Genomic DNA, 18,183 nt, shown 5'->3' on the forward strand with positions numbered 1-18,183 from the left:
TGAACTCAACGGAATACTTTCTAGGCATAGTTCAATCCTTCCTTAGCTGAGGTAGGAACTAAACCCAGGACGCTTCAGTCCCAAAGAACGCCCGGTGATGCTTATCGGGGTGCGCACAGCTGTCGTCACAGGTGGACTCTTATTGGCGACTGCGCTGATTGCGGTGTACTCCTTGGTTGATGGTTCTGCATCCATCACCGTTGGTGAAGCGTTCCAGGCGTTGACCGGCAACGGTGATTCCTACACCAACATGATTGTGGTGGAATGGCGCGCACCGCGCACGCTTCTGGCAATCCTGCTGGGCGCAACACTGGCCATGAGTGGAGCTATCTTTCAAAACCTCACCACGAATCCATTGGGCTCACCGGATGTGATTGGTTTTCAGACCGGTTCCTACACTGGCGCGCTCATCGTCATGTTGATTCTCGGCGGTGGCACCACCGCTACGTTGTTGGGGGCTCTCACTGGAGGTATCGCTACCGCGATGGTGGTGTTCTTCCTTGCCTCCAAGCGCGGATTCGCTGGTGGCGTGCGTCTTATCATCGTTGGCATTGCTGTCAGCGCCATGCTGGCCTCGGTCAACGTGTGGATTTTGCTCACTGCCACGGTGGAAGATGCCATCATGGCGAGTTTGTGGGGCGCGGGAAATCTCTCCGGTACCTCCTGGAATTCGCTGCTGCTGGCATTTTGTGGTTCTGCCGTGCTCATCCTGATGGCAGCACTGCTGGCACGCCCGATGCGTTTGATGCAGATTGGTATTCCTTTCGCGGTTGCGCTGGGACAAAACGTCCGCAGGGTGCAACTATTGGCAGTTGTCGCCGGCATCGGATTAACGGCGCTGGCAACTGCCACCGTCGGGCCGATTTCCTTCATCGCGCTGGCCGCGCCCCAGATTGCCCGTCGCCTGGTACACGTTGATGGCCTGGCGCTGGCCCCCACCGCAGCCGTGGGGTCTTTCCTGTTAATACTCGCCGATACGGTTGCCCAAAGAATTGACCCTGAATCCCCGCTCCCAGTAGGTATTGTCACCGTATCCATCGGTGGCGTGTACTTCCTGTGGTTGCTCATGAGAGAAGGCCGACGCAAATGACACGACTTCTAGTAGAAAACGCCCGGCTTGGATACGGCGACAAAGTTATCTGCCCAGGCGTGGATCTTCAGATTCCAGATGGCCAGTTCACGGTCATCGTTGGCCCCAATGCCTGCGGCAAGTCCACTTTGCTCAAGAGCTTGACCCGTTTGATTGCGCCGCAAGAGGGGAAGATTCTTTTAGACGGGCAGTCTTTGCACAAAAAGCCCACCAAAGAAGTAGCGCGTGAAGTGGGTCTTCTGCCGCAAGGCCCGGTTGCCCCGGACGGCATTCGCGTCATCGATCTGGTCTCACGAGGACGCTACCCGCACCAGAGTTTGTTCAAGCCTTGGTCGCCCGAGGATGAGCAGGCGGTGAAAGAGGCCATGGAGGCAACCGGAATTAGGGAGCTTTCAGGCAGGCTTGTCGATGAACTCTCGGGCGGTCAACGCCAACGCGTCTGGATGGCGGTGGCGTTGGCGCAGCAGACGCCAATCTTGCTTCTCGATGAACCTACCACATTCTTAGACGTCAGCTACCAGATTGAGCTGCTGGAACTTTGCCGCATGCTCAACCGGAAACGGGACTACACACTGGTCGCCGTATTGCATGACTTGAACCAGGCAGCGCGCTACGCCGATCACATCATCGCCATGAAAGACGGCGAAGTTGTAGCCACCGGCGTTCCTGCAACCGTTATTACTGAAGAGCTCGTGCGCACCGTATTTGGTGTGGATTCTAAGATCATCGCTGACCCAGAGTCTGGAGCACCGTTGATGATCCCAACGTGGAGCCACCAAGTATCAAATTCAGACAGATAATTCTGACATTAATTTTACCTGTTCCATGTGCACCTCAGTTTTCGCGTTGTGGACGCAATCGATGCGGGTGAGATGGTCGATCTGAAATTGACGATAAGCGGTGAGATCGGCCGCCACTATTCGCAGTATGGCATCGCATTCACCAGCCATGAGGTGGCATTCCACGGCTTCTGGAAGTGGCTGAATCTCTTGAATGAATCGCTCAACAGTCTCAAGGTCCTGGCTGGTGAGCCAAACTCTGACATAGGCGGTAAATCCTTTGCCGACCTTTGTGGGATCAAGCAGGGCAACGTAACCCCGAATAATTCCAGCGTCCTCCAGTGCATGGACTCGTCGGATACAAGTGGAAGGGGGAAAGGTGCACGGCATCCGCGAGTTCATTGACGATTCAATCTAAGCGGAAGTCCACGCTTGAAGACCTGGTGAAACGCCTATTTGATCAAGGGCAGCTTAATCGAGTGTGTGAAGCGTCCTGGGTTTACTTCGGGCCTTTTTCTTTTCGTTTTCGTTCTGCATATTGGGGAACCTTCGGGGAACTCTAGCGCCGTTTTGTGTCATATAATGACCTAATGACGTAATGACGTTAGAAATTACCTAATATAAATGCAGGTTAAATAAGCATAATGCCAGCTAGGCAAGGGGTAATATTTAGAAACCGATGGAATCCCGTTAGCTCCACCAGTGGCCGTCTCTGTTATGGAGGCGGCCTTTTCCTATGCTGGGAACATGGATGTTTTCACCAAGACCGTGTCCCGTCCTGATCAAGCTGGTGCCGAGGCTGCTGGGTTGAGATGGCTGGCGCAGGCGCATGGCGACGTCGTCGTGGACGTCGCCGAAGTCACTCCCACATCTATTAGCACTCGGCGGGTTGAGCAGTCGCGACCGAGTGTCCTCGCTGCCCGCGCTTTTGGTGCTGCGCTCCGTACGGTCCATGAAGCAGGAGCGCCCGCTTTCGGCGCGCCGCCGGCGGGCTGGGAGGGCGCGAACTTCATTGGACGCGTGGAACAACCCTGCGAACCATGTGAAGTCTGGGGCGAGTTCTACGCCGAGCAGCGGGTGTCGCCTTTTATAGGAGGACTGCCTCAAGAGCTACAGGGGATAGTTCGGCAAGCATGCGAGGCTATAAAAGCCGTTGAGTGGGACGTGAAACCGGCGCGAATTCATGGCGACCTGTGGGCAGGAAACGTATTGTTTACTGCCTCGTCGGCCGTGATGATCGACCCAGCCGCACACGGCGGACACCCGTGGACGGATTTGGCCATGCTGGAGCTATTTGGCACGCCGTACTATGGCGAGATACTGCGTGGTTATGGGGTGGGGGAGGAGTATCACCAGTGGGTGCCGGTGCATCAACTACACCCGCTGGCGGTTCATTCGATGACGCATGGTCCCGCGTATTATGCACCGCTCGAGCGGGCCGCACGTGCCACGCTCGAAGCGTTGGGCGGATAGTCTTCCTTGTGAGGCGTTAGGCACTAGTGGGTCCTGGCGGCATGGCGCGCTTATGGGCGCCGCGGCGCCAGAGGGTTTCGATGCGCTCGCGGGCGTCGTCAGGCACGTTCTTGCCCTCGAGGTAATCATCGATGTGGGTATAGGTGACGCCGAGGGCTTCTTCGTCCGAAAGCAGCGGGCGATCATCCTCAAGGTCCGCGGTAGGGATTTTTGTCCACGTGGATTCAGGTGCACCGAGGTGCTCAAGAAGCTGGGCGCCCTGGCGCTTGTTGAGGCCGGCTAATGGGATGAGATCGGCAGCGCCGTCTCCCCATTTGGTAAAGAATGCAGTGACGTTTTCTGCGGCATGGTCACTACCAATTACCAGGGCGCCGACCTCCCCGGCCACCGCGTACTGGGCAGCCATGCGGAGGCGGGCCTTGAGATTGCCACGGTTGAAGTCACCCAGCGTGGAAGTCTCGAGGGCAGAGGCCACCGCGCTATCGAGGGCCGCTGTGGCTTCAGCGATATTGATGGTCAGGCGGTAATCGGGCCGGATGAAGTCGAGCGCTACCTGGGCATCCTCCTCATCTGCCTGCACGCCGTGGGGAAGGCGAAGGGCCCAGAAGTGCGCGCCGTCGACGCGTTCGACGGCTAGCTGAGCCAAGCGGCCGGCCAGCGTGGAATCTTGGCCGCCGGAAATGCCGAGAACAAAACCTTTCGCGCCGGTGGTGCGCAGGTAGTCGGCGAGGAATGTGACGCGGCGCTCAACCTCCTCGGCTGGATCGATTAAGGGCTTGGTACCCAGGGCTTTTATGATGTCCTGTTGGAGGTTTGCGGTTTCGTGTGACATGACGACCATGGTAGCCGCCTGCGACAATATGCACTCGTGAAGAAAGATTCCTACGTGTTGGTCGTCGCCGGCGTGGCAGCGCTGGGTGGCCTCCTTTTTGGCTATGACACCGGTGTGATGTCTGGCGCACTGCTCTTTGTGGGCCCAGAATTCGATATGTCAGCTCAGGAGGAGGGGCTGGTGACCTCGATGCTGCTCGTCGGGGCTGCCGCTGGTGCGCTGGCTGCGGGGCGTGTAGCGGATAGGCTTGGCCGTCGGCGCACCCTCATGGCCGGCGGCCTTATTTTCTTAGCGGGATCGGTGTGGTGTGCGTTGGCGGGATCGACGGCGGAACTAGCTACAGCCCGCACCGTCTTGGGACTGGCGGTGGGCGCGGTGTCCATCGTGTCTCCGATGTACATCTCAGAAATCACTCCGGCCGCGGTACGTGGTCGGATGGTCTCACTAAATACTCTCATGATCGTTGTCGGGCAGTTGGTGGCTTATGGGGTGAACTCCGCGCTTGCCTCAACGGGCAGCTGGCAATGGATGCTGGGACTCGCGGCGGTGCCGGGCGCCGCGTTGGCCATTGGAATGTTCTTCTTGCCTGATACGCCGGTATGGCTCGCTGCACAGGGCCGTCACGACGACGCCGCCGCTGTGCGCGCACGGGTAGGGGCGGGGGAGGAGAAGGGGGCGTCGCCAAGCACAGGCGAATGGGCCGCACTGTCCGCGCACAGTTGGATGCGCTGGGCAGTCGGGCTGGCCATGCTCATGGGGCTGACGCAGCAGATTACGGGCGTTAATGCGATTGTGTACTTCGCGCCGACCATGATGAATCAGGTGGGCTTGTCGACGACAAACTCGGTGTACACGTCCATGGTGATCGGCGTGGTGTCGGTTATTGCCTGTGTGGTCGGTATGCGCGTTGTAGACCGCGTGGGGCGGCGTCGCCTGCTCATGGTGGGGCTGGGCGGCAACGTAGTATCGCTCGTGGTGCTTGCAGTGGTGTACTACTTTGCGCAGGATTCGACGCCCTTGGCTATGGTGTCGTTGGCCTGCATGGCGGCGTTCATCGCCTGCCAACAAGCGGCGGTGTCACCGGCAACGTGGCTGCTTATATCTGAGATCGTGCCGACGCAGGTACGCGGACTGGGAATGGGCCTTGCGGGCCTAGCGCTGTGGGTCAGCAACTGGGTAGTTGCGCAGTTCTTCCTGCCGGTGGTGGAGTGGCTCGGTGGCTCACTGGCGTTTGGTGTCTTTGCAGTGCTGGGTGTGGTCGCGCTGGGGTATACGCGGGCACTCGTGCCGGAAACGATGGGCAAGACGCTGGGCGAGGTCTCCCAGGAATTGCAGTCGAGATACTCTCAAAGGTGAGTGTTTTGGTAATGACGCGCTTGTGCGGTAACATTTTTCCTCGTGTCATTGCTGGGCCCTCGCCCAGCTATGCTATGAACTAACCATTCGCATGAAGTTTGCGCATAACGAAAGGAGCGCCCGATGAAGGTTCGCAAGTCGCTTCGGTCGCTGAAGAAGAAGCCGGGCGCCCAGGTTATTCGCCGCCACGGTAAGGTCTTCGTGATCAACAAGAAGGATCCGCGCTTCAAGGCTCGCCAGGGCTAAGAATCGAGGGATTCTCATTCCGCCTCCTCCACTTAGTTTGGGGGAGGCGGAATTTTTTATACCCGTCTGCCTCGCCAAATTAGCTCCGATGAATATAATTATTGGGTGGGTTTAGAACATTCCCCAGCGGACAATAGAAGGAAGAAATAGCGTATGAAAAGGCGTATCGCGGCGGCGATGTGTGCTGCCGTCGTTGGGTTCTCGGCACCGGTGGCCCACGCTGTAGACATCGATTTGGTCAGTACGGCTGACCCGTCACTGGGCATCAACGATCCCTCCTGTGTGGCGAGCGGTGAGGTGCGTGAGCCGGTTGTGCTCATACATGGAACATCTGACAATGCCTCTACGTGGGACGAACTCATCCCAGTTCTGCAAGACCGAGGGATGTGCGTGTGGGCGTTTGACTACGGGGCTTATGATGTGACGCTGCAGAACGCAAGTGCACGCACGAAGGGGATTGCCGACCTCGACGAGTCGGCGCGTGAGGTCGCAGAACAGATTGACTATGTACGGGAAGTGACCGGAAGCGAGAAGGTGAACCTCGTGGGGCACTCGCAGGGCGGGTTGCACATTAAGACCTACACCCAGATGTATGGCTCGCCGGAGCATGTTTCCCATGCGGTGGCACTCGGTGGCAATTTCCATGGCACCACGCTCGACGGTATGGGGACGGTATTGGCGAAGATGATTGCGGCCATGCCGAACTTGGCGCGCTTCTTTGCAAGCAGCGCTGGTATCCAGCAGGTGGTGGGGTCTGAGTTCATGGAAAATCTCAATGCCTTGCCGGACACAGCGCCGGGCCCGTTGTATACCTCGATTTACTCGCCTGCTGATGTCACCGTGACGCCCAACTCGACCTCTGTGCTGGAGGCTGTGGGCGGCGCTGACGTGGTTAATATCGACCTCGGTGAGCTGTGTGGGGCAGAGCCGCTACATCCAGATTTGCCTCGCGACACCACGGTGATGAGCCAAGTGCTTTTTGGTTTGACCCGTGAAGAGGGGCAGGGGCCGGACCCGTCAACGTGTATGAGGGACTGAGGTCTCCTGACTGCTTCGTGAATCAGACTTAACGGGCGCGGCACCGGCCGCGCCCGTTTGTGGTGTTTGCCACAAAACGGGTGAACGTTTGGTTAACTTGCGGGAAATACCACGCGTGTAGTTACGGCGTTGGCGAAGAAGCGGGGTGCACGAGGTCAATATGTGGGGTCCGGGGGACTTACATCCTGGGAATATCACTGGCGTAACTACTATATGTAGTGTTAGTTGCGGGGTTTCGGCACAAAGTATAGTGTCGTTGATGTTGCTCAGGCGGCGGCCCTACACCGCGTAGCCAGAGCTAAAAGTCACTCAGCAGAATTCATTAGTCACTACGTGTGCAGCGTCAAAGGAAACCGTCACATGAGCATCACTCTCTACACCAAGCCCGCCTGCGTTCAGTGCAACGCCACCAAGAAGGCTCTCGACCGTGCAGGTCTTGAGTACGACATGGTGGATATCTCCATGGACGACGAGGCTCGCGACTATGTCATGGCCCTTGGCTACGTCCAGGCGCCGGTCGTCGAGGCCAATGGCGAGCACTGGTCCGGCTTCCGCCCTGACCGCATCAAGGCCCTGACCTCCCTGGCGGCAACTGCATAACAACTCATCATGTTGGTCGTGTATTTCTCTTCCGCCACGGAAAATACCCACCGCTTCGTCGAGAAGCTCGGCCTTCCCAGCGCCCGCATTCCGCTGCGCCTGACTGATGAGCCGCTCATCGTCAACGAACCCTACGTCTTGGTGTGTCCGACGTATGGGGGAGGGGCGTCGATAAGTAAGCAGAACACGCGGCCTGTGCCCAAGCAGGTCATCCGTTTCCTCAACAATGAGCACAACCGCAGCTTTATCCGTGCGGTCGTAGCAGGAGGAAACAGTAATTTCGGGACCGACTTTGGCAAGGCCGGCGACGTCATCGCCGCCAAGTGTAAGGTGCCTTATGTGTACCGTTTCGAACTTCTTGGTACCGAGGAAGATGTCACAATTTGCCGCGAAGGCCTGTTGGCCAACGCTGCAGCCTTAGGCCTCGCAGCCTAGGGCTTCGCCTTATATTCCCTGTAGATTTCGTCTCTCTAATTTCGCCATAAAAAGAAAGGCCCGTGAACGTCGTGACCACGCAACTGGGTAAGACCGTCGCCGAACCTGTGAAGCCTGAAGAGCAGCTGGACTATCACGCGCTGAATGCACTGCTCAACCTCTATGACGAGAACGGCAAGATTCAGTTCGACAAAGACCGCGAGGCCGCGAACCAGTTCTTCCTCCAGCACGTCAACCAGAACACCGTCTACTTCCATGACCTGGAAGAAAAGATGCACTACCTGGTGGAAAACAAGTACTACGAGCCGGAGCTGCTCGAGCAGTACGACTTCGAATTCATCAAGTCCCTGTTCAAGCGCGCGTACTCCTACAAGTTTCGCTTCAAGTCCTTCCTGGGTGCCTACAAGTACTACACCTCTTACACGTTGAAGACCTTCGATGGTCGCCGCTACCTTGAGCGCTTCGAGGATCGCGTGTCCATGACCGCGCTGTTCCTCGCGGACGGCAATACCGAGGTGGCTGAGCACCTCGTGGACGAGATCATGACCGGCCGTTTCCAGCCGGCAACCCCAACCTTCCTCAACGCTGGCAAGGCCCAGCGCGGCGAGCTCGTATCCTGCTTCCTGCTGCGTATCGAGGACAATATGGAGTCCATTGGCCGCTCCATCAACTCCGCACTGCAGCTGTCCAAGCGCGGTGGCGGCGTGGCGCTACTGCTGACCAACATCCGCGAATCGGGCGCGCCGATCAAGCACATCGAGAACCAGTCTTCCGGCGTCATTCCGGTGATGAAGCTTCTGGAGGATTCCTTCTCCTATGCCAACCAGCTTGGCGCGCGCCAGGGCGCTGGTGCGGTGTATCTTAACGCGCACCACCCGGACATCATGAGCTTCTTGGATACCAAGCGTGAAAACGCGGATGAAAAGATCCGTATCAAGACCCTGTCGCTAGGTATCGTCGTTCCGGACATCACCTTCGAGCTGGCCCGCAAGAACGATGACATGTACCTGTTTAGCCCGTATGACGTTGAGCGCGTCTACGGCAAGCCTTTCGCAGATATCTCCGTCACTGAGCACTACGAAGAGATGGTGGAGGATCCGCGCATTCGCAAGAAGAAGATCAACGCCCGCCACTTCTTCCAGACCATCGCAGAGCTGCAGTTCGAATCCGGCTACCCGTACATCATGTTCGAGGACACCGTAAACCGCGCGAATCCGGTCAAGACCGGCCGCATCAACATGTCGAACCTGTGCTCTGAGATCCTGCAGGTAAATGCTCCTTCTGAGCTCAACGAAGACCTGACCTACAAGAACCTGGGCAGTGACATCTCCTGCAACCTGGGCTCGCTCAACATTGCGGCCACCATGGATTCCCCGGACTTTGCGCTGACCGTGGAAACCGCTATCCGTGGCTTGACTGCAGTGGCTGATAAGACGTCTATCAACTCCGTGCCGTCGGTGCGCAAGGGCAACGATGACTCCCATGCCATCGGCTTGGGCCAGATGAACTTGCACGGCTACCTCGGTCGCGAGCATATCGAGTATGGCTCGGAAGAAGGCTTGGACTTCACCAATGCATACTTCGCAGCCATCATGTACGCCGCACTGCGAGCATCCAACAAACTGGCGCGTGAACGCGGCGAGTACTTCACCGAGTTCCCCGAGTCCGAGTACGCAAGCGGTGAATTCTTCGACCGCTACGACCCAGCTGACTTCGCGCCCCGTACCGAGCGCGTCAAGGAGCTGTTCGCGGCTTCTTCCATCCACACCCCGACGGCGGAGGAGTGGGCGCAGTTGAAGGAGGACGTCGCCAAGCATGGCATCTACAACCGTAACCTGCAGGCGGTGCCGCCGACTGGTTCGATTTCCTACATCAACAACTCGACCTCCTCTATCCACCCGATTGCCTCCAAGATTGAAATCCGTAAGGAAGGCAAGATTGGCCGCGTCTACTACCCAGCGCCGCACATGGATAATGACAACCTTGAGTACTTCAAGGATTCCTACGAGATCGGCTACGAGAAGATTATCGACACCTACGCTACTGCCACCAAGTACGTGGACCAGGGCTTGTCGTTGACCTTGTTCTTCAAGGACACCGCCACTACCCGTGACATCAACCGCGCGCAGATCTATGCATGGCGCAAGGGCATTAAGACCCTCTACTACATCCGCCTGCGCCAGATGGCGCTGGAGGGAACTGAGGTTGAGGGCTGCGTATCCTGCATGCTTTAAACCTTTGAGCTAGGTCTCGTTCGCACGTGCCTCCGTCAGGATGGCGCGTGCGATTTTTTCTGCCTCTGTAGCGTCACAACGATGGATAGCTTCCGCTAGATCCAAGTGGAGGCGCGCCGTTCCCGCGGTGGGATTGCGCTTGCGCGAGCCAAACACTGAGCGACCGCGCACCATGGATAAAAGAAACGGGCTCAGAGCCGCAAACATTTCATTGCCCGAGGCATGCAGCACCATGGTGTGGAAGCGCAGGTCTGTTGCTAGCTGTTCACCGACTCGGCGCGCGGGAGCTTCCTCAAAAGAGTGCAAACGCTGTGCTAGCTCGAGGATTTCTGCCTTGTCTGCCGGGGAACCATGCTGAGCCGCCAGGGATGCTGCAATAGGTTCGATGGCTAGGCGCAGTTCATTAAGTGAGCTGCGCTGCTCGTCCCGTGACTTCTCTGAGTTGAGGCGCCACGTGATGATGGAGGAATCGTAGACGGCCCACTCACTAATCGGCAGCACCGTAATGCCGACGCGCCGCGAGGACGACACCATGCCCAGTTGCTCAAGTGCGCGCATAGCTTCGCGGGCAACGGTGCGTGAAATATCAAAGCGCAGACAAATATCGTTCAGGGTGAATCGCTCACCAGCGGGGAGGGTGCCGCTGACGATGTCTGATCCCATGGTGTCCAGCACGGTGCTTAGCAGCGGAGTGTGCGGCTCTTGCGACGTCGTCACGATGCCACAACCTCCCTCTGTGTGGGATACGCGAACTCGGAACACATAAAACGTCAGTATAAATAAGCCCGTCGTCGCTACTGGATGCATGGGGAGTGGCGACACTTACCGGAATGCAGGCCAAGTGGGTACGATGGCCACAGGAACACTCAGACTAGAAAGACGAGGTAACGCGCGTGTCTCACGAGTATGACGACTACATCGCCAGCCACGAAGCTCCGGTGAAGGCGGTCAACTGGAATACCGTCCCGGATGAGAAAGATTCCGAGGTGTGGGACCGTCTCACGGGTAACTTCTGGCTCCCGGAAAAGGTTCCAGTGTCCAATGACATCCCCAGCTGGAAGACGCTGACGGAAAAGGAGCAGGAGACTACCATGCGTGTCTTCACCGGCCTGACGCTCCTGGATACCATCCAGGGCACCGTGGGTGCGGTTTCGCTGCTTCCCGACGCCGTCACGCCGCACGAAGAGGCTGTCCTCACCAACATCGCTTTCATGGAGTCGGTACACGCGAAGTCCTACTCCAACATCTTCATGACGTTGGCATCGACCCCGATGATCAACGATGCATTCCGCTGGTCTGAGGAAAACGAGAACCTACAGCGCAAGGCGAAGATCGTCATGTCCTACTACCAGGGTGATGATCCGTTGAAGAAGAAGGTCGCGTCCACGTTGTTGGAGTCCTTCCTTTTCTACTCTGGCTTCTTCCTGCCGATGCATTTCTCGTCCCGCGCCAAGCTGACGAACACGGCCGATATTATTCGCCTCATCATTCGCGATGAGGCCGTGCACGGCTACTACATCGGTTACAAATTCCAGCAGGGCTACAAGCAGCTCTCCCCGGAGCGCCAAGAAGAGATGAAGGGCTACGCCTTTGATCTCCTCTACGACCTCTATGAGAACGAGATTGACTACACCGAAGATCTCTACGACGAGCTGGGGTGGACCGAGGACGTTAAGCGCTTCCTGCGCTACAACGCCAACAAGGCGCTCAACAACCTTGGTTTCGAGGGGCTGTTCCCGGCGGACGAAACTCGTGTCTCCCCGGCTATCCTTTCCTCGCTGTCCCCGAACGCCGATGAGAACCACGACTTCTTCTCTGGCTCCGGTTCCTCCTATGTCATTGGTAAGGCGGAGGAGACGACCGATGAGGACTGGGATTTCTAAAGAAGCCCCACACCCGGACACGCAAGTCACCGGCGCGAAAGGGCGCTGATCACGTGCGCACCAGCGCTCATCTCGGCCTCGGGCATGACACGCACCTGCCGAAAGGATCAATCGAAAGGTTGATTCTTTCAGGGGGTGCGTTTTTCGCGTTTTGGGCCGGGCACGGTCTTGGTGCTGTGTTCTGGATCACCTGGCGAGTGTGGCTAGGGGCGAGCATCGGCACAGTGGCTGCCGTCGTGCAGGCAGTTCGTGGACCTTTCCTGCTCCAAACGGGGTTAGCAAGGTTGGCGGAAGTTTAGAGAGCGCTGGAAATTTGCCTGCGCGGTGCCCTAATATAATGCGAGTAAACCTAGGTGTTTGATCATGTGGATCTTGGCGCGAAAACTGGCGCTACGCACCACGTGGTGAGGCACTTGTTCTTCAGGAGGATTTTATGACCGCTGTGGCGCCACGGCTCGACGATTACGTCGCGCCTACACGTCCAGAGCCGACTGGTAACGCTAAGACTGGCTCCAAGGCTTGGACGCTACTGACCACCACCGACCACAAGCAGCTGGGCATCATGTACATGATCATGGCCTTCAGCTTCTTCTTCCTCGGTGGCTTCATGGCACTGCTGCTCCGCGCTGAGCTCTTCACCCCGGGCCTGCAGTTCCTGTCCAACGAGCAGTTCAACCAGCTGTTCACCATGCACGGCACCGTGATGCTGCTGCTCTTCGCAACGCCGGTTGTCTGGGCGTTCGGTAACTACGTTCTGCCCCTTCAGATTGGTGCACCGGATGTGGCCTTCCCGCGTCTGAACGCCTTCGGTTTCTGGATCACCCTGACCGGCGGTATCGTCATGCTGCTCGGTTTCGTCACCCCAGGTGGCGCAGCTGACTTTGGTTGGACCATGTACATGCCGTTGGCTGACTCCGTTCACACTCCGGGTATTGGTGCGGACATGTGGATCGTCGGTGTGGGCGCTACCGGTGTCGGCACCATTGCTTCCGCAGTCAACATGATCACCACGGTTCTGACCCTTCGTGCACCGGGCATGACCATGTTCCGTCTGCCGGTCTTCACCTGGTGTGTGCTGACCGCATCCATCATCGTTCTGATGATCTTCCCGCTGCTCACTGCAGCAGCTCTCGGTGTTCTCTACGACCGCAAGCTGGGCGGCCACATCTATGACTCCGCTAACGGCGGCGCCATCCTGTGGCAGCACCTGTTCTGGTTCTTCGGCCACCCGGAGGTCTACGTCCTCGCTATCCCGTTCTTCGGTGTTATTTCTGAGGTCGTTCCGGTCTTCTCCCGTAAGCCGGTCTTCGGCTACATCGGCTTGGTCTTCGCTGTTCTTGCCATCGGTGCACTGTCCATGGCGGTGTGGGCTCACCACATGTTCGTGACTGGCGCCATCCTGCTGCCGTTCTTCTCCTTCATGACCTTCCTTATTGCGGTCCCGACTGGTGTGAAGTTCTTCAACTGGGTTGGCACCATGTGGAAGGGGCACATCACCTGGGATACCCCGATGATCTTCGCCATGGGCTTCCTGGCTACCTTCCTCTTTGGCGGTATGACCGGTATTATGCTGGCTTCCCCGGCCTTGGACTTCCACCTGGCTGAGTCTTACTTCCTTATCGCTCACTTCCACTACACCCTGTTCGGTACCGTGGTGTTCTCCGCCTTCGCAGGTCTCTACTTCTGGTTCCCGAAGATGACCGGCCGCATGCTGGATGAGCGTCTGGGCAAGATCCACTTCTGGCTGACCTTCATCGGCTTCCACGGCACCTTCCTGATTCAGCACTGGGTCGGCAACATGGGTATGCCGCGTCGTTACGCTGACTACCTGGAGTCTGATGGCTTCACGGTCTTCAACCAGATTTCCACCATCTTCTCCTTCGTCCTGGGTGCTTCGGTTATCCCGCTCATCTGGAACGTCTTCAAGTCCTGGCGCTACGGTGAGATTGTTACCGTGGACGACCCGTGGGGTTACGGTAACTCCCTGGAGTGGGCTACCTCCTGCCCGCCGCCGCGCCACAACTTCGTCTCCCTGCCGCGTATCCGCTCTGAGCGTCCGGCCTTCGAGCTCCACTACCCGCACATGGTCAAGCGTATCCGTGAGGAAGCACACTACGGGCACTAATTCCGCGGGTCTCGCGCTCCCACTGAGCTAACTGCCGCGCTAGCCCAGAAGGGTGCGGAGAAAGACGCGAACTCCTGAAAACGCCGCCTCCCCATCACCGCGATGGGGAGGCGGCGTTTCTCGTGTGTTCTGTATGCGTTGGTTGGGAGGTTGTCGGTGAACAAACTGGCCATGCGATAATGACAGCGTGGATAACCAGATCGATTACCCCAACCAGACCGCTTTCGCCGTTGTGACAACGTCCGGTCCCGATAAGCCAGGCGTATCCGCGGCCTTCTTCCGCGTCCTTGGTTCCTATAACGTTGAGCTCGTCGATGTCGAGCAGGCCATCTTCTCTGGGCGTATCTCTCTGTCGGCTTATGTGCGCGTTGATAGCTCGCGCGTCGAGGCGATGGAGAAAGGACTGCGCAACACCCTCAGTATCTATGCCCAGTCGCTCACCGTCGAGCTGCGCGAGGATGAAACCACATCCCGTCCGCGGTCTACGCACGTCGTCGTGGTGCTCGGCCGCCAACTCAACGCCAGCCATGTCTCTGCGATTGCGCAAGAACTGGCTAACTTCAACGCCAACATTGACCGCATCCGCGGAATCTCGACGTACCCACTTAACGGTCTTGAGCTGTACATCACCGTGGAAGGTTCGGCGGACCCCGTCCGCGCCGCGTTAGCCCGTCTGGCCACGGAGCAGGGCGTGGACATTGCCATTGAGCGCTCCGGCCTTCAGCGCCGCTCCAAGCGCCTGATTTGCTTCGATTGTGATTCGACGCTGATTCAGGGCGAGGTCATCGAAATGCTCGCCGCCCATGCCGGTAAGGAAGCAGAAGTGGCCGCGGTGACCGAGCGCGCAATGCGCGGAGAATTGGATTTCGAAGAATCCCTCCGTGAGCGCGTAGCCGCCTTGGCTGGTCTTCCGGAATCCGTCATCGCGCAGACCGCCGCTGATATTGAGCTCACTCCGGGTGTACGCACCACCATCCGCACGCTCAAGCGCATGGGCTACCGTGTTGCGGTTGTGTCCGGCGGCTTTATCCAAGTCCTTGAGGGGCTAGCAGCGGAGCTCGACCTTGACTACGTTCGCGCCAATACCTTGGAAATTGAAGATGGCAAGCTTACTGGCCGGGTCATCGGAGACGTTGTCGACCGCAAGGCCAAGGAAAACTTCCTTCGTGAGTTCGCCGCCGATTCTGGTTTGAGCATGCGACAGACGGTTGCAGTAGGCGATGGTGCCAATGACATTGACATGATTTCTGCGGCGGGCCTCGGCATTGCCTTTAACGCCAAACCTGCGCTGCGTGAGGTTGCGGACACCTCCGTTAACCATCCGTATATGGATGAAATCCTGCAAATCCTAGGTATTCCCATGGAAGAGGTCGTCGTTGACTAACCTCCGCGAGGCGCACCGCCAGCTGGTTGACGCTTGTAGCGAGCGCAGCTGGCGCGATGATCCTGAGGACCCTAATAAGCCCGAGACCGTCCAGGCCATGCAGATTGCGCTGAACCTGCCTAAGCAGGAGCCGCCGAGCCGCACGGAGGTGCTGGAGGCGGCGGCGAGGGCCGTCGTCAAGCTCTGCTTGGATGAGCGTGCCGGCCAGGATGGTGCGTTCGCCGAAGCATTGGGGCAGTGGTATGGGCATCGCATCCGTAAGATTGCACGTCGTGCGCGCAACAAGGCATGGCGCGATGTGCAGGGCTTGCCTGGTGTGACGGTGGCAGATCGCGCCCGGGCCTTCGTGCCCTCTTCGGTTTCCGAGGTCGATCCGCTCGTGGCCAAGCTACAGATCGGTCACACGGACCTGCCGAAGGATGCACCGCGGCCGGCGCTTGGCGACGTCCCCCTCATCCTCATCGATGCCTCCCTCGAGATGAGCGCAGGCAAGGCCGCAGCCCAGGTGGGGCATGGCTCCATGCTGCTGGCCGCGGCGATGAGCTTTGACGAGGTGGAAAAGTGGGCAGCGCAGGACTTCGCTTTGTGCGTGCGTGAGGTAGACCCCGAGGGCTTCGCTGAAGCCTGCGCCCGGCAGGACGCCGTGGTGGTCCGGGATGCAGGTTTTACCGAGGTGGCACCAGACTCGGCCACGGTGTGCGCGCTGCGCCGTCCTTAGCGGGCTTCGATGAGCCTTTTAAGTGCGCTGCGGACGACCTCCGGGTCGGTGGTGCGCCACATCTGCGGCATGGAATCACACAGGTATGAGCCATAGCGCTTGGTCACGAGGCGGTTATCAAGCACAGCGACGACGCCGCGGTCATCGACGGAGCGCAACAGTCTTCCCGCTCCCTGCGCCATGAGCAGCGCTGCATGCGTGGCGGAGACCTCCATAAATCCGTTTCGGCCAGCTGCCTTCGCGGCCTCTGTGCGGGCTTGCATGAGCGGGTTATCCGGGCGGGGAAAGGGGATGCGGTCAATGAGTACAAGCGAGCAGGAGGGACCGGGCACGTCGACTCCCTGCCACAAGCTCAGGGTTCCAAAGAGACAGGAATTCTCATTCTTGGTGAACTTATCCACCAGCGCACCGATGGAGTCCTCACCTTGGAGGAAGATATCGAAAGGAATCTTCGGCTTGAGTTCCTCGGCCGCCTGCTGAGCGGCGCGGCGCGACGAGAATAATCCCAGGGTGCGCCCGCCAGCGGCCATGATGAGCTCGCGGATTTCCTCGATGGTGTCCGGACTTAGCCCATCACGGCCCGGCTGTGGCAAGTGGCTCGCGGTGTACAGGATGCCGCTGCGCGCAGGATTAAAGGGATAGCCCACGTCGAGGGAATCCCATGTTCCTTTCGGCAGGCCCCACTGTGCCGCCATGGCATCGAAGCGACCACCCAAGGCCAAAGTTGCGGAGGTAAGCACCACGGTCTGCTCGCCAAAGAGCTTTTCGTGCAGCATGCCGGCGATGGAGAGCGGTGCAACGGCGAGGGTATCGGTCAGCGTGCGCTCATCGCGCTCCAGCCACACCACATCCGCATGCGCGGCCGGATCCCCGGTGGCGAAAACATCGAGGATGCGGGCGATGGCCTCGACGAGGGTGGAGAGGTGGTTGGCCAGATTCTGGCGCTCGGCAAATTTCTCGGGGTCGTTAGCCTGTTCGCCCTCTGGGGTGCGGGCGATAGTCTCGCGGCAGGAAGAAAGTGTGTCGGCCAAAGACATGAGCTGCTGCTTGGCTTCCTCCGGAAGGTCGGTCCAGCGGCCGGGGAGGAATTCTCCCAAGAGCTGGGTAAGCTCGGCTGCCTGCTCACTTAAGCGTTGGTCTTTGCCGTTGGCGCCCAGCGCCTTGGCACGGGTCGCAGCCATCTTGAGGGCGCGGCCGGTAATTTCTGAGGTTGACACCGAGGTGATGCGGCCGTCAAGCTCGTGGGCCTCATCGATGATGACAACGTCGTGTTCCGGCAGGATATTCACGTCTGCAACGGCGTCGATAGCCAGCAGCGCATGGTTGGTGACTACCACGTCGACGTCAGCAGCGCGGCGCCGCGCCAGCTCCGCAAAACAGTCCTCGCCGTGCGGGCAGCGCGTCGCCCCAACACACTCGGCAGACGTCACCGAGACCTGCCGCCAGGCGAGATCCGGCACGCCCGGTTCGAGATCCTCGCGGTCACCAGTGCCCGTATCCTCAGCCCACTCATAGATGCGTTGGACGTGGCGGCCCAAGTGGGAAGGGGAGTCGGCAGCATCGAGCAGAGCTTCTTCATCCTCCATCTCGGAGGCACGAGCAACCTTGTTAAGGCAAACATAGTTGGAGCGGCCCTTCATGATGGCGAAGGTCGGCTTCTTCTCCAAGAGTGGCTCGAGGGCCTCGGCCAAGCGCGGAAGATCGCGCTCCACCAGCTGACGCTGCAAGGCCAACGTAGCGGTGGACACGATAACAGTGCTGCCGGTTTCCTGGGCATGCCGGAATGCGGGCACGAGGTAGGCCAAAGATTTACCGGTACCGGTGCCTGCCTGCACCGCGAGGTGGCGTTCCTTCTCCAGGGCGGAAGTGACCTCTTGGGCCATGCGCACTTGGCCCTCGCGCCGGGCACCGCCGAGGGCGGCGACGGCGGCGTCGAGAAGGTCAATCGTTGCTGAGTGCTCGTCCATTTGCCCCAGTGTAGTGCCCCGCT

17 protein-coding genes are annotated in these 18,183 nt (G+C 58.8%); 13 read left to right on the forward strand and 4 right to left on the reverse strand.

Translation table 11 applies throughout. The features are described from left to right. The first annotated feature begins 142 nt into the window (after nucleotides 1–142). Nucleotides 143–1,090, forward strand: a complete 948-nt coding sequence (locus QP922_RS01650) for a FecCD family ABC transporter permease (RefSeq protein WP_284807530.1) — start codon at nucleotides 143–145, stop codon at nucleotides 1,088–1,090. After that, nucleotides 1,087–1,890: an ABC transporter ATP-binding protein gene (locus tag QP922_RS01655; protein ID WP_284807531.1), complete on the forward strand. Its 804-nt coding sequence runs from the start codon at nucleotides 1,087–1,089 to the stop codon at nucleotides 1,888–1,890. Before QP922_RS01650 ends, QP922_RS01655 begins: the two co-directional genes overlap by 4 nt. Here the strand turns inward: QP922_RS01655 and QP922_RS12920 are convergent. Then, a complete protein-coding gene (locus tag QP922_RS12920) occupies nucleotides 1,879–2,271 on the reverse strand; it encodes an Lrp/AsnC family transcriptional regulator (RefSeq protein ID WP_350309346.1) in 393 nt (130 codons plus the stop codon). The genes QP922_RS01655 and QP922_RS12920 overlap by 12 nt on opposite strands. 345 nt (nucleotides 2,272–2,616) lie before the next feature. On the opposite strand from QP922_RS12920, the gene QP922_RS01665 reads away from it, so the two are divergent. Next, nucleotides 2,617–3,342: a fructosamine kinase family protein gene (locus QP922_RS01665; protein ID WP_284807534.1), complete on the forward strand. Its 726-nt coding sequence runs from the start codon at nucleotides 2,617–2,619 to the stop codon at nucleotides 3,340–3,342. 16 nt (nucleotides 3,343–3,358) lie between these two features. Here QP922_RS01665 and nadE read toward each other — a convergent pair whose 3' ends face one another. Next, nucleotides 3,359–4,183: an NAD(+) synthase gene (nadE, locus tag QP922_RS01670; protein ID WP_284807535.1), complete on the reverse strand. Its 825-nt coding sequence runs from the start codon at nucleotides 4,181–4,183 to the stop codon at nucleotides 3,359–3,361. Nucleotides 4,184–4,210: 27 nt separating this feature from the next. Here nadE and QP922_RS01675 point away from each other — a divergent pair, with 27 nt between their 5' ends. The 6 genes from QP922_RS01675 (at nucleotide 4,211) to nrdE (ending at nucleotide 10,083) form a co-directional block, all read left to right on the forward strand. Further along, nucleotides 4,211–5,530: a sugar porter family MFS transporter gene (locus QP922_RS01675; RefSeq protein ID WP_284807536.1), complete on the forward strand. Its 1,320-nt coding sequence runs from the start codon at nucleotides 4,211–4,213 to the stop codon at nucleotides 5,528–5,530. Between the two features lie 123 nt (nucleotides 5,531–5,653). Further along, nucleotides 5,654–5,776, forward strand: a complete 123-nt coding sequence (gene ykgO / locus QP922_RS01680) for a type B 50S ribosomal protein L36 (protein ID WP_003847162.1) — start codon at nucleotides 5,654–5,656, stop codon at nucleotides 5,774–5,776. 153 nt (nucleotides 5,777–5,929) lie between these two features. Then, complete coding sequence (locus QP922_RS01685) at nucleotides 5,930–6,814, forward strand: esterase/lipase family protein (RefSeq protein ID WP_284807538.1); 885 nt, start codon at nucleotides 5,930–5,932, stop codon at nucleotides 6,812–6,814. A 360-nt stretch (nucleotides 6,815–7,174) separates the two neighbouring features. Continuing rightward, nucleotides 7,175–7,414 (forward strand): glutaredoxin-like protein NrdH, encoded by a 240-nt coding sequence (gene nrdH / locus QP922_RS01690; protein ID WP_284807539.1) that lies wholly within the window; start codon nucleotides 7,175–7,177, stop codon nucleotides 7,412–7,414. Nucleotides 7,415–7,423: 9 nt separating this feature from the next. Then, a complete protein-coding gene (gene nrdI / locus QP922_RS01695; RefSeq protein ID WP_284807541.1) occupies nucleotides 7,424–7,849 on the forward strand; it encodes a class Ib ribonucleoside-diphosphate reductase assembly flavoprotein NrdI in 426 nt (141 codons plus the stop codon). Nucleotides 7,850–7,920: 71 nt separating this feature from the next. Beyond that, nucleotides 7,921–10,083, forward strand: a complete 2,163-nt coding sequence (nrdE, locus tag QP922_RS01700) for a class 1b ribonucleoside-diphosphate reductase subunit alpha (RefSeq protein ID WP_284807542.1) — start codon at nucleotides 7,921–7,923, stop codon at nucleotides 10,081–10,083. A 9-nt stretch (nucleotides 10,084–10,092) separates the two neighbouring features. Here the strand turns inward: nrdE and QP922_RS01705 are convergent, their stop codons facing one another. Further along, nucleotides 10,093–10,746, reverse strand: coding sequence for a FadR/GntR family transcriptional regulator (locus QP922_RS01705; RefSeq protein WP_284807837.1), 654 nt, complete (start codon nucleotides 10,744–10,746; stop codon nucleotides 10,093–10,095). A gap of 230 nt (nucleotides 10,747–10,976) precedes the next feature. On the opposite strand from QP922_RS01705, the gene nrdF reads away from it, so the two are divergent. From nrdF to QP922_RS01725, 4 genes are all read left to right on the forward strand, one after another. Then, the gene (gene nrdF / locus QP922_RS01710; RefSeq protein ID WP_284807543.1) at nucleotides 10,977–11,966 is read left to right on the forward strand and encodes a class 1b ribonucleoside-diphosphate reductase subunit beta; all 990 of its coding nucleotides are present in this window, start codon (nucleotides 10,977–10,979) and stop codon (nucleotides 11,964–11,966) included. A gap of 433 nt (nucleotides 11,967–12,399) precedes the next feature. After that, on the forward strand, nucleotides 12,400–14,091 hold the full coding sequence (gene ctaD / locus QP922_RS01715) for an aa3-type cytochrome oxidase subunit I (RefSeq protein ID WP_070673015.1): 1,692 nt from the start codon (nucleotides 12,400–12,402) through the stop codon (nucleotides 14,089–14,091). A 187-nt stretch (nucleotides 14,092–14,278) separates the two neighbouring features. Further along, complete coding sequence (serB, locus tag QP922_RS01720) at nucleotides 14,279–15,475, forward strand: phosphoserine phosphatase SerB (protein ID WP_284807544.1); 1,197 nt, start codon at nucleotides 14,279–14,281, stop codon at nucleotides 15,473–15,475. Then, nucleotides 15,468–16,193 carry a peptidyl-tRNA hydrolase gene (locus QP922_RS01725; protein ID WP_284807547.1) on the forward strand — a complete coding sequence of 242 codons (726 nt, stop codon included), beginning with the start codon at nucleotides 15,468–15,470 and terminating at the stop codon, nucleotides 16,191–16,193. Before serB ends, QP922_RS01725 begins: the two co-directional genes overlap by 8 nt. On the opposite strand, the gene QP922_RS01730 is transcribed toward QP922_RS01725, so the two are convergent. Beyond that, on the reverse strand, nucleotides 16,190–18,160 hold the full coding sequence (locus tag QP922_RS01730) for an ATP-dependent DNA helicase (RefSeq protein WP_284807548.1): 1,971 nt from the start codon (nucleotides 18,158–18,160) through the stop codon (nucleotides 16,190–16,192). The genes QP922_RS01725 and QP922_RS01730 overlap by 4 nt on opposite strands. Nucleotides 18,161–18,183: the final 23 nt, after the last annotated feature.

The organism is Corynebacterium sp. MSK218 (genome assembly GCF_030232655.1).
Classification (GTDB): domain Bacteria; phylum Actinomycetota; class Actinomycetes; order Mycobacteriales; family Mycobacteriaceae; genus Corynebacterium.

Excerpts from the sequence above, each read along its gene's own strand:
- QP922_RS01655 (WP_284807531.1), top strand. The coding sequence starts at position 1,087 with ATGACACGACTTCTAGTAGAAAACGCCCGGCTTGGATACGGCGACAAA.
- QP922_RS12920 (WP_350309346.1), bottom strand. The coding sequence starts at position 2,271 with ATGAACTCGCGGATGCCGTGCACCTTTCCCCCTTCCACTTGTATCCGA.
- QP922_RS01665 (WP_284807534.1), top strand. The coding sequence starts at position 2,617 with ATGGATGTTTTCACCAAGACCGTGTCCCGTCCTGATCAAGCTGGTGCC.
- nadE (WP_284807535.1), bottom strand. The coding sequence starts at position 4,183 with ATGGTCGTCATGTCACACGAAACCGCAAACCTCCAACAGGACATCATA.
- ykgO (WP_003847162.1), top strand. The coding sequence starts at position 5,654 with ATGAAGGTTCGCAAGTCGCTTCGGTCGCTGAAGAAGAAGCCGGGCGCC.
- QP922_RS01685 (WP_284807538.1), top strand. The coding sequence starts at position 5,930 with ATGAAAAGGCGTATCGCGGCGGCGATGTGTGCTGCCGTCGTTGGGTTC.
- nrdH (WP_284807539.1), top strand. The coding sequence starts at position 7,175 with ATGAGCATCACTCTCTACACCAAGCCCGCCTGCGTTCAGTGCAACGCC.
- nrdI (WP_284807541.1), top strand. The coding sequence starts at position 7,424 with ATGTTGGTCGTGTATTTCTCTTCCGCCACGGAAAATACCCACCGCTTC.
- QP922_RS01705 (WP_284807837.1), bottom strand. The coding sequence starts at position 10,746 with ATGGGATCAGACATCGTCAGCGGCACCCTCCCCGCTGGTGAGCGATTC.
- ctaD (WP_070673015.1), top strand. The coding sequence starts at position 12,400 with ATGACCGCTGTGGCGCCACGGCTCGACGATTACGTCGCGCCTACACGT.
- QP922_RS01730 (WP_284807548.1), bottom strand. The coding sequence starts at position 18,160 with ATGGACGAGCACTCAGCAACGATTGACCTTCTCGACGCCGCCGTCGCC.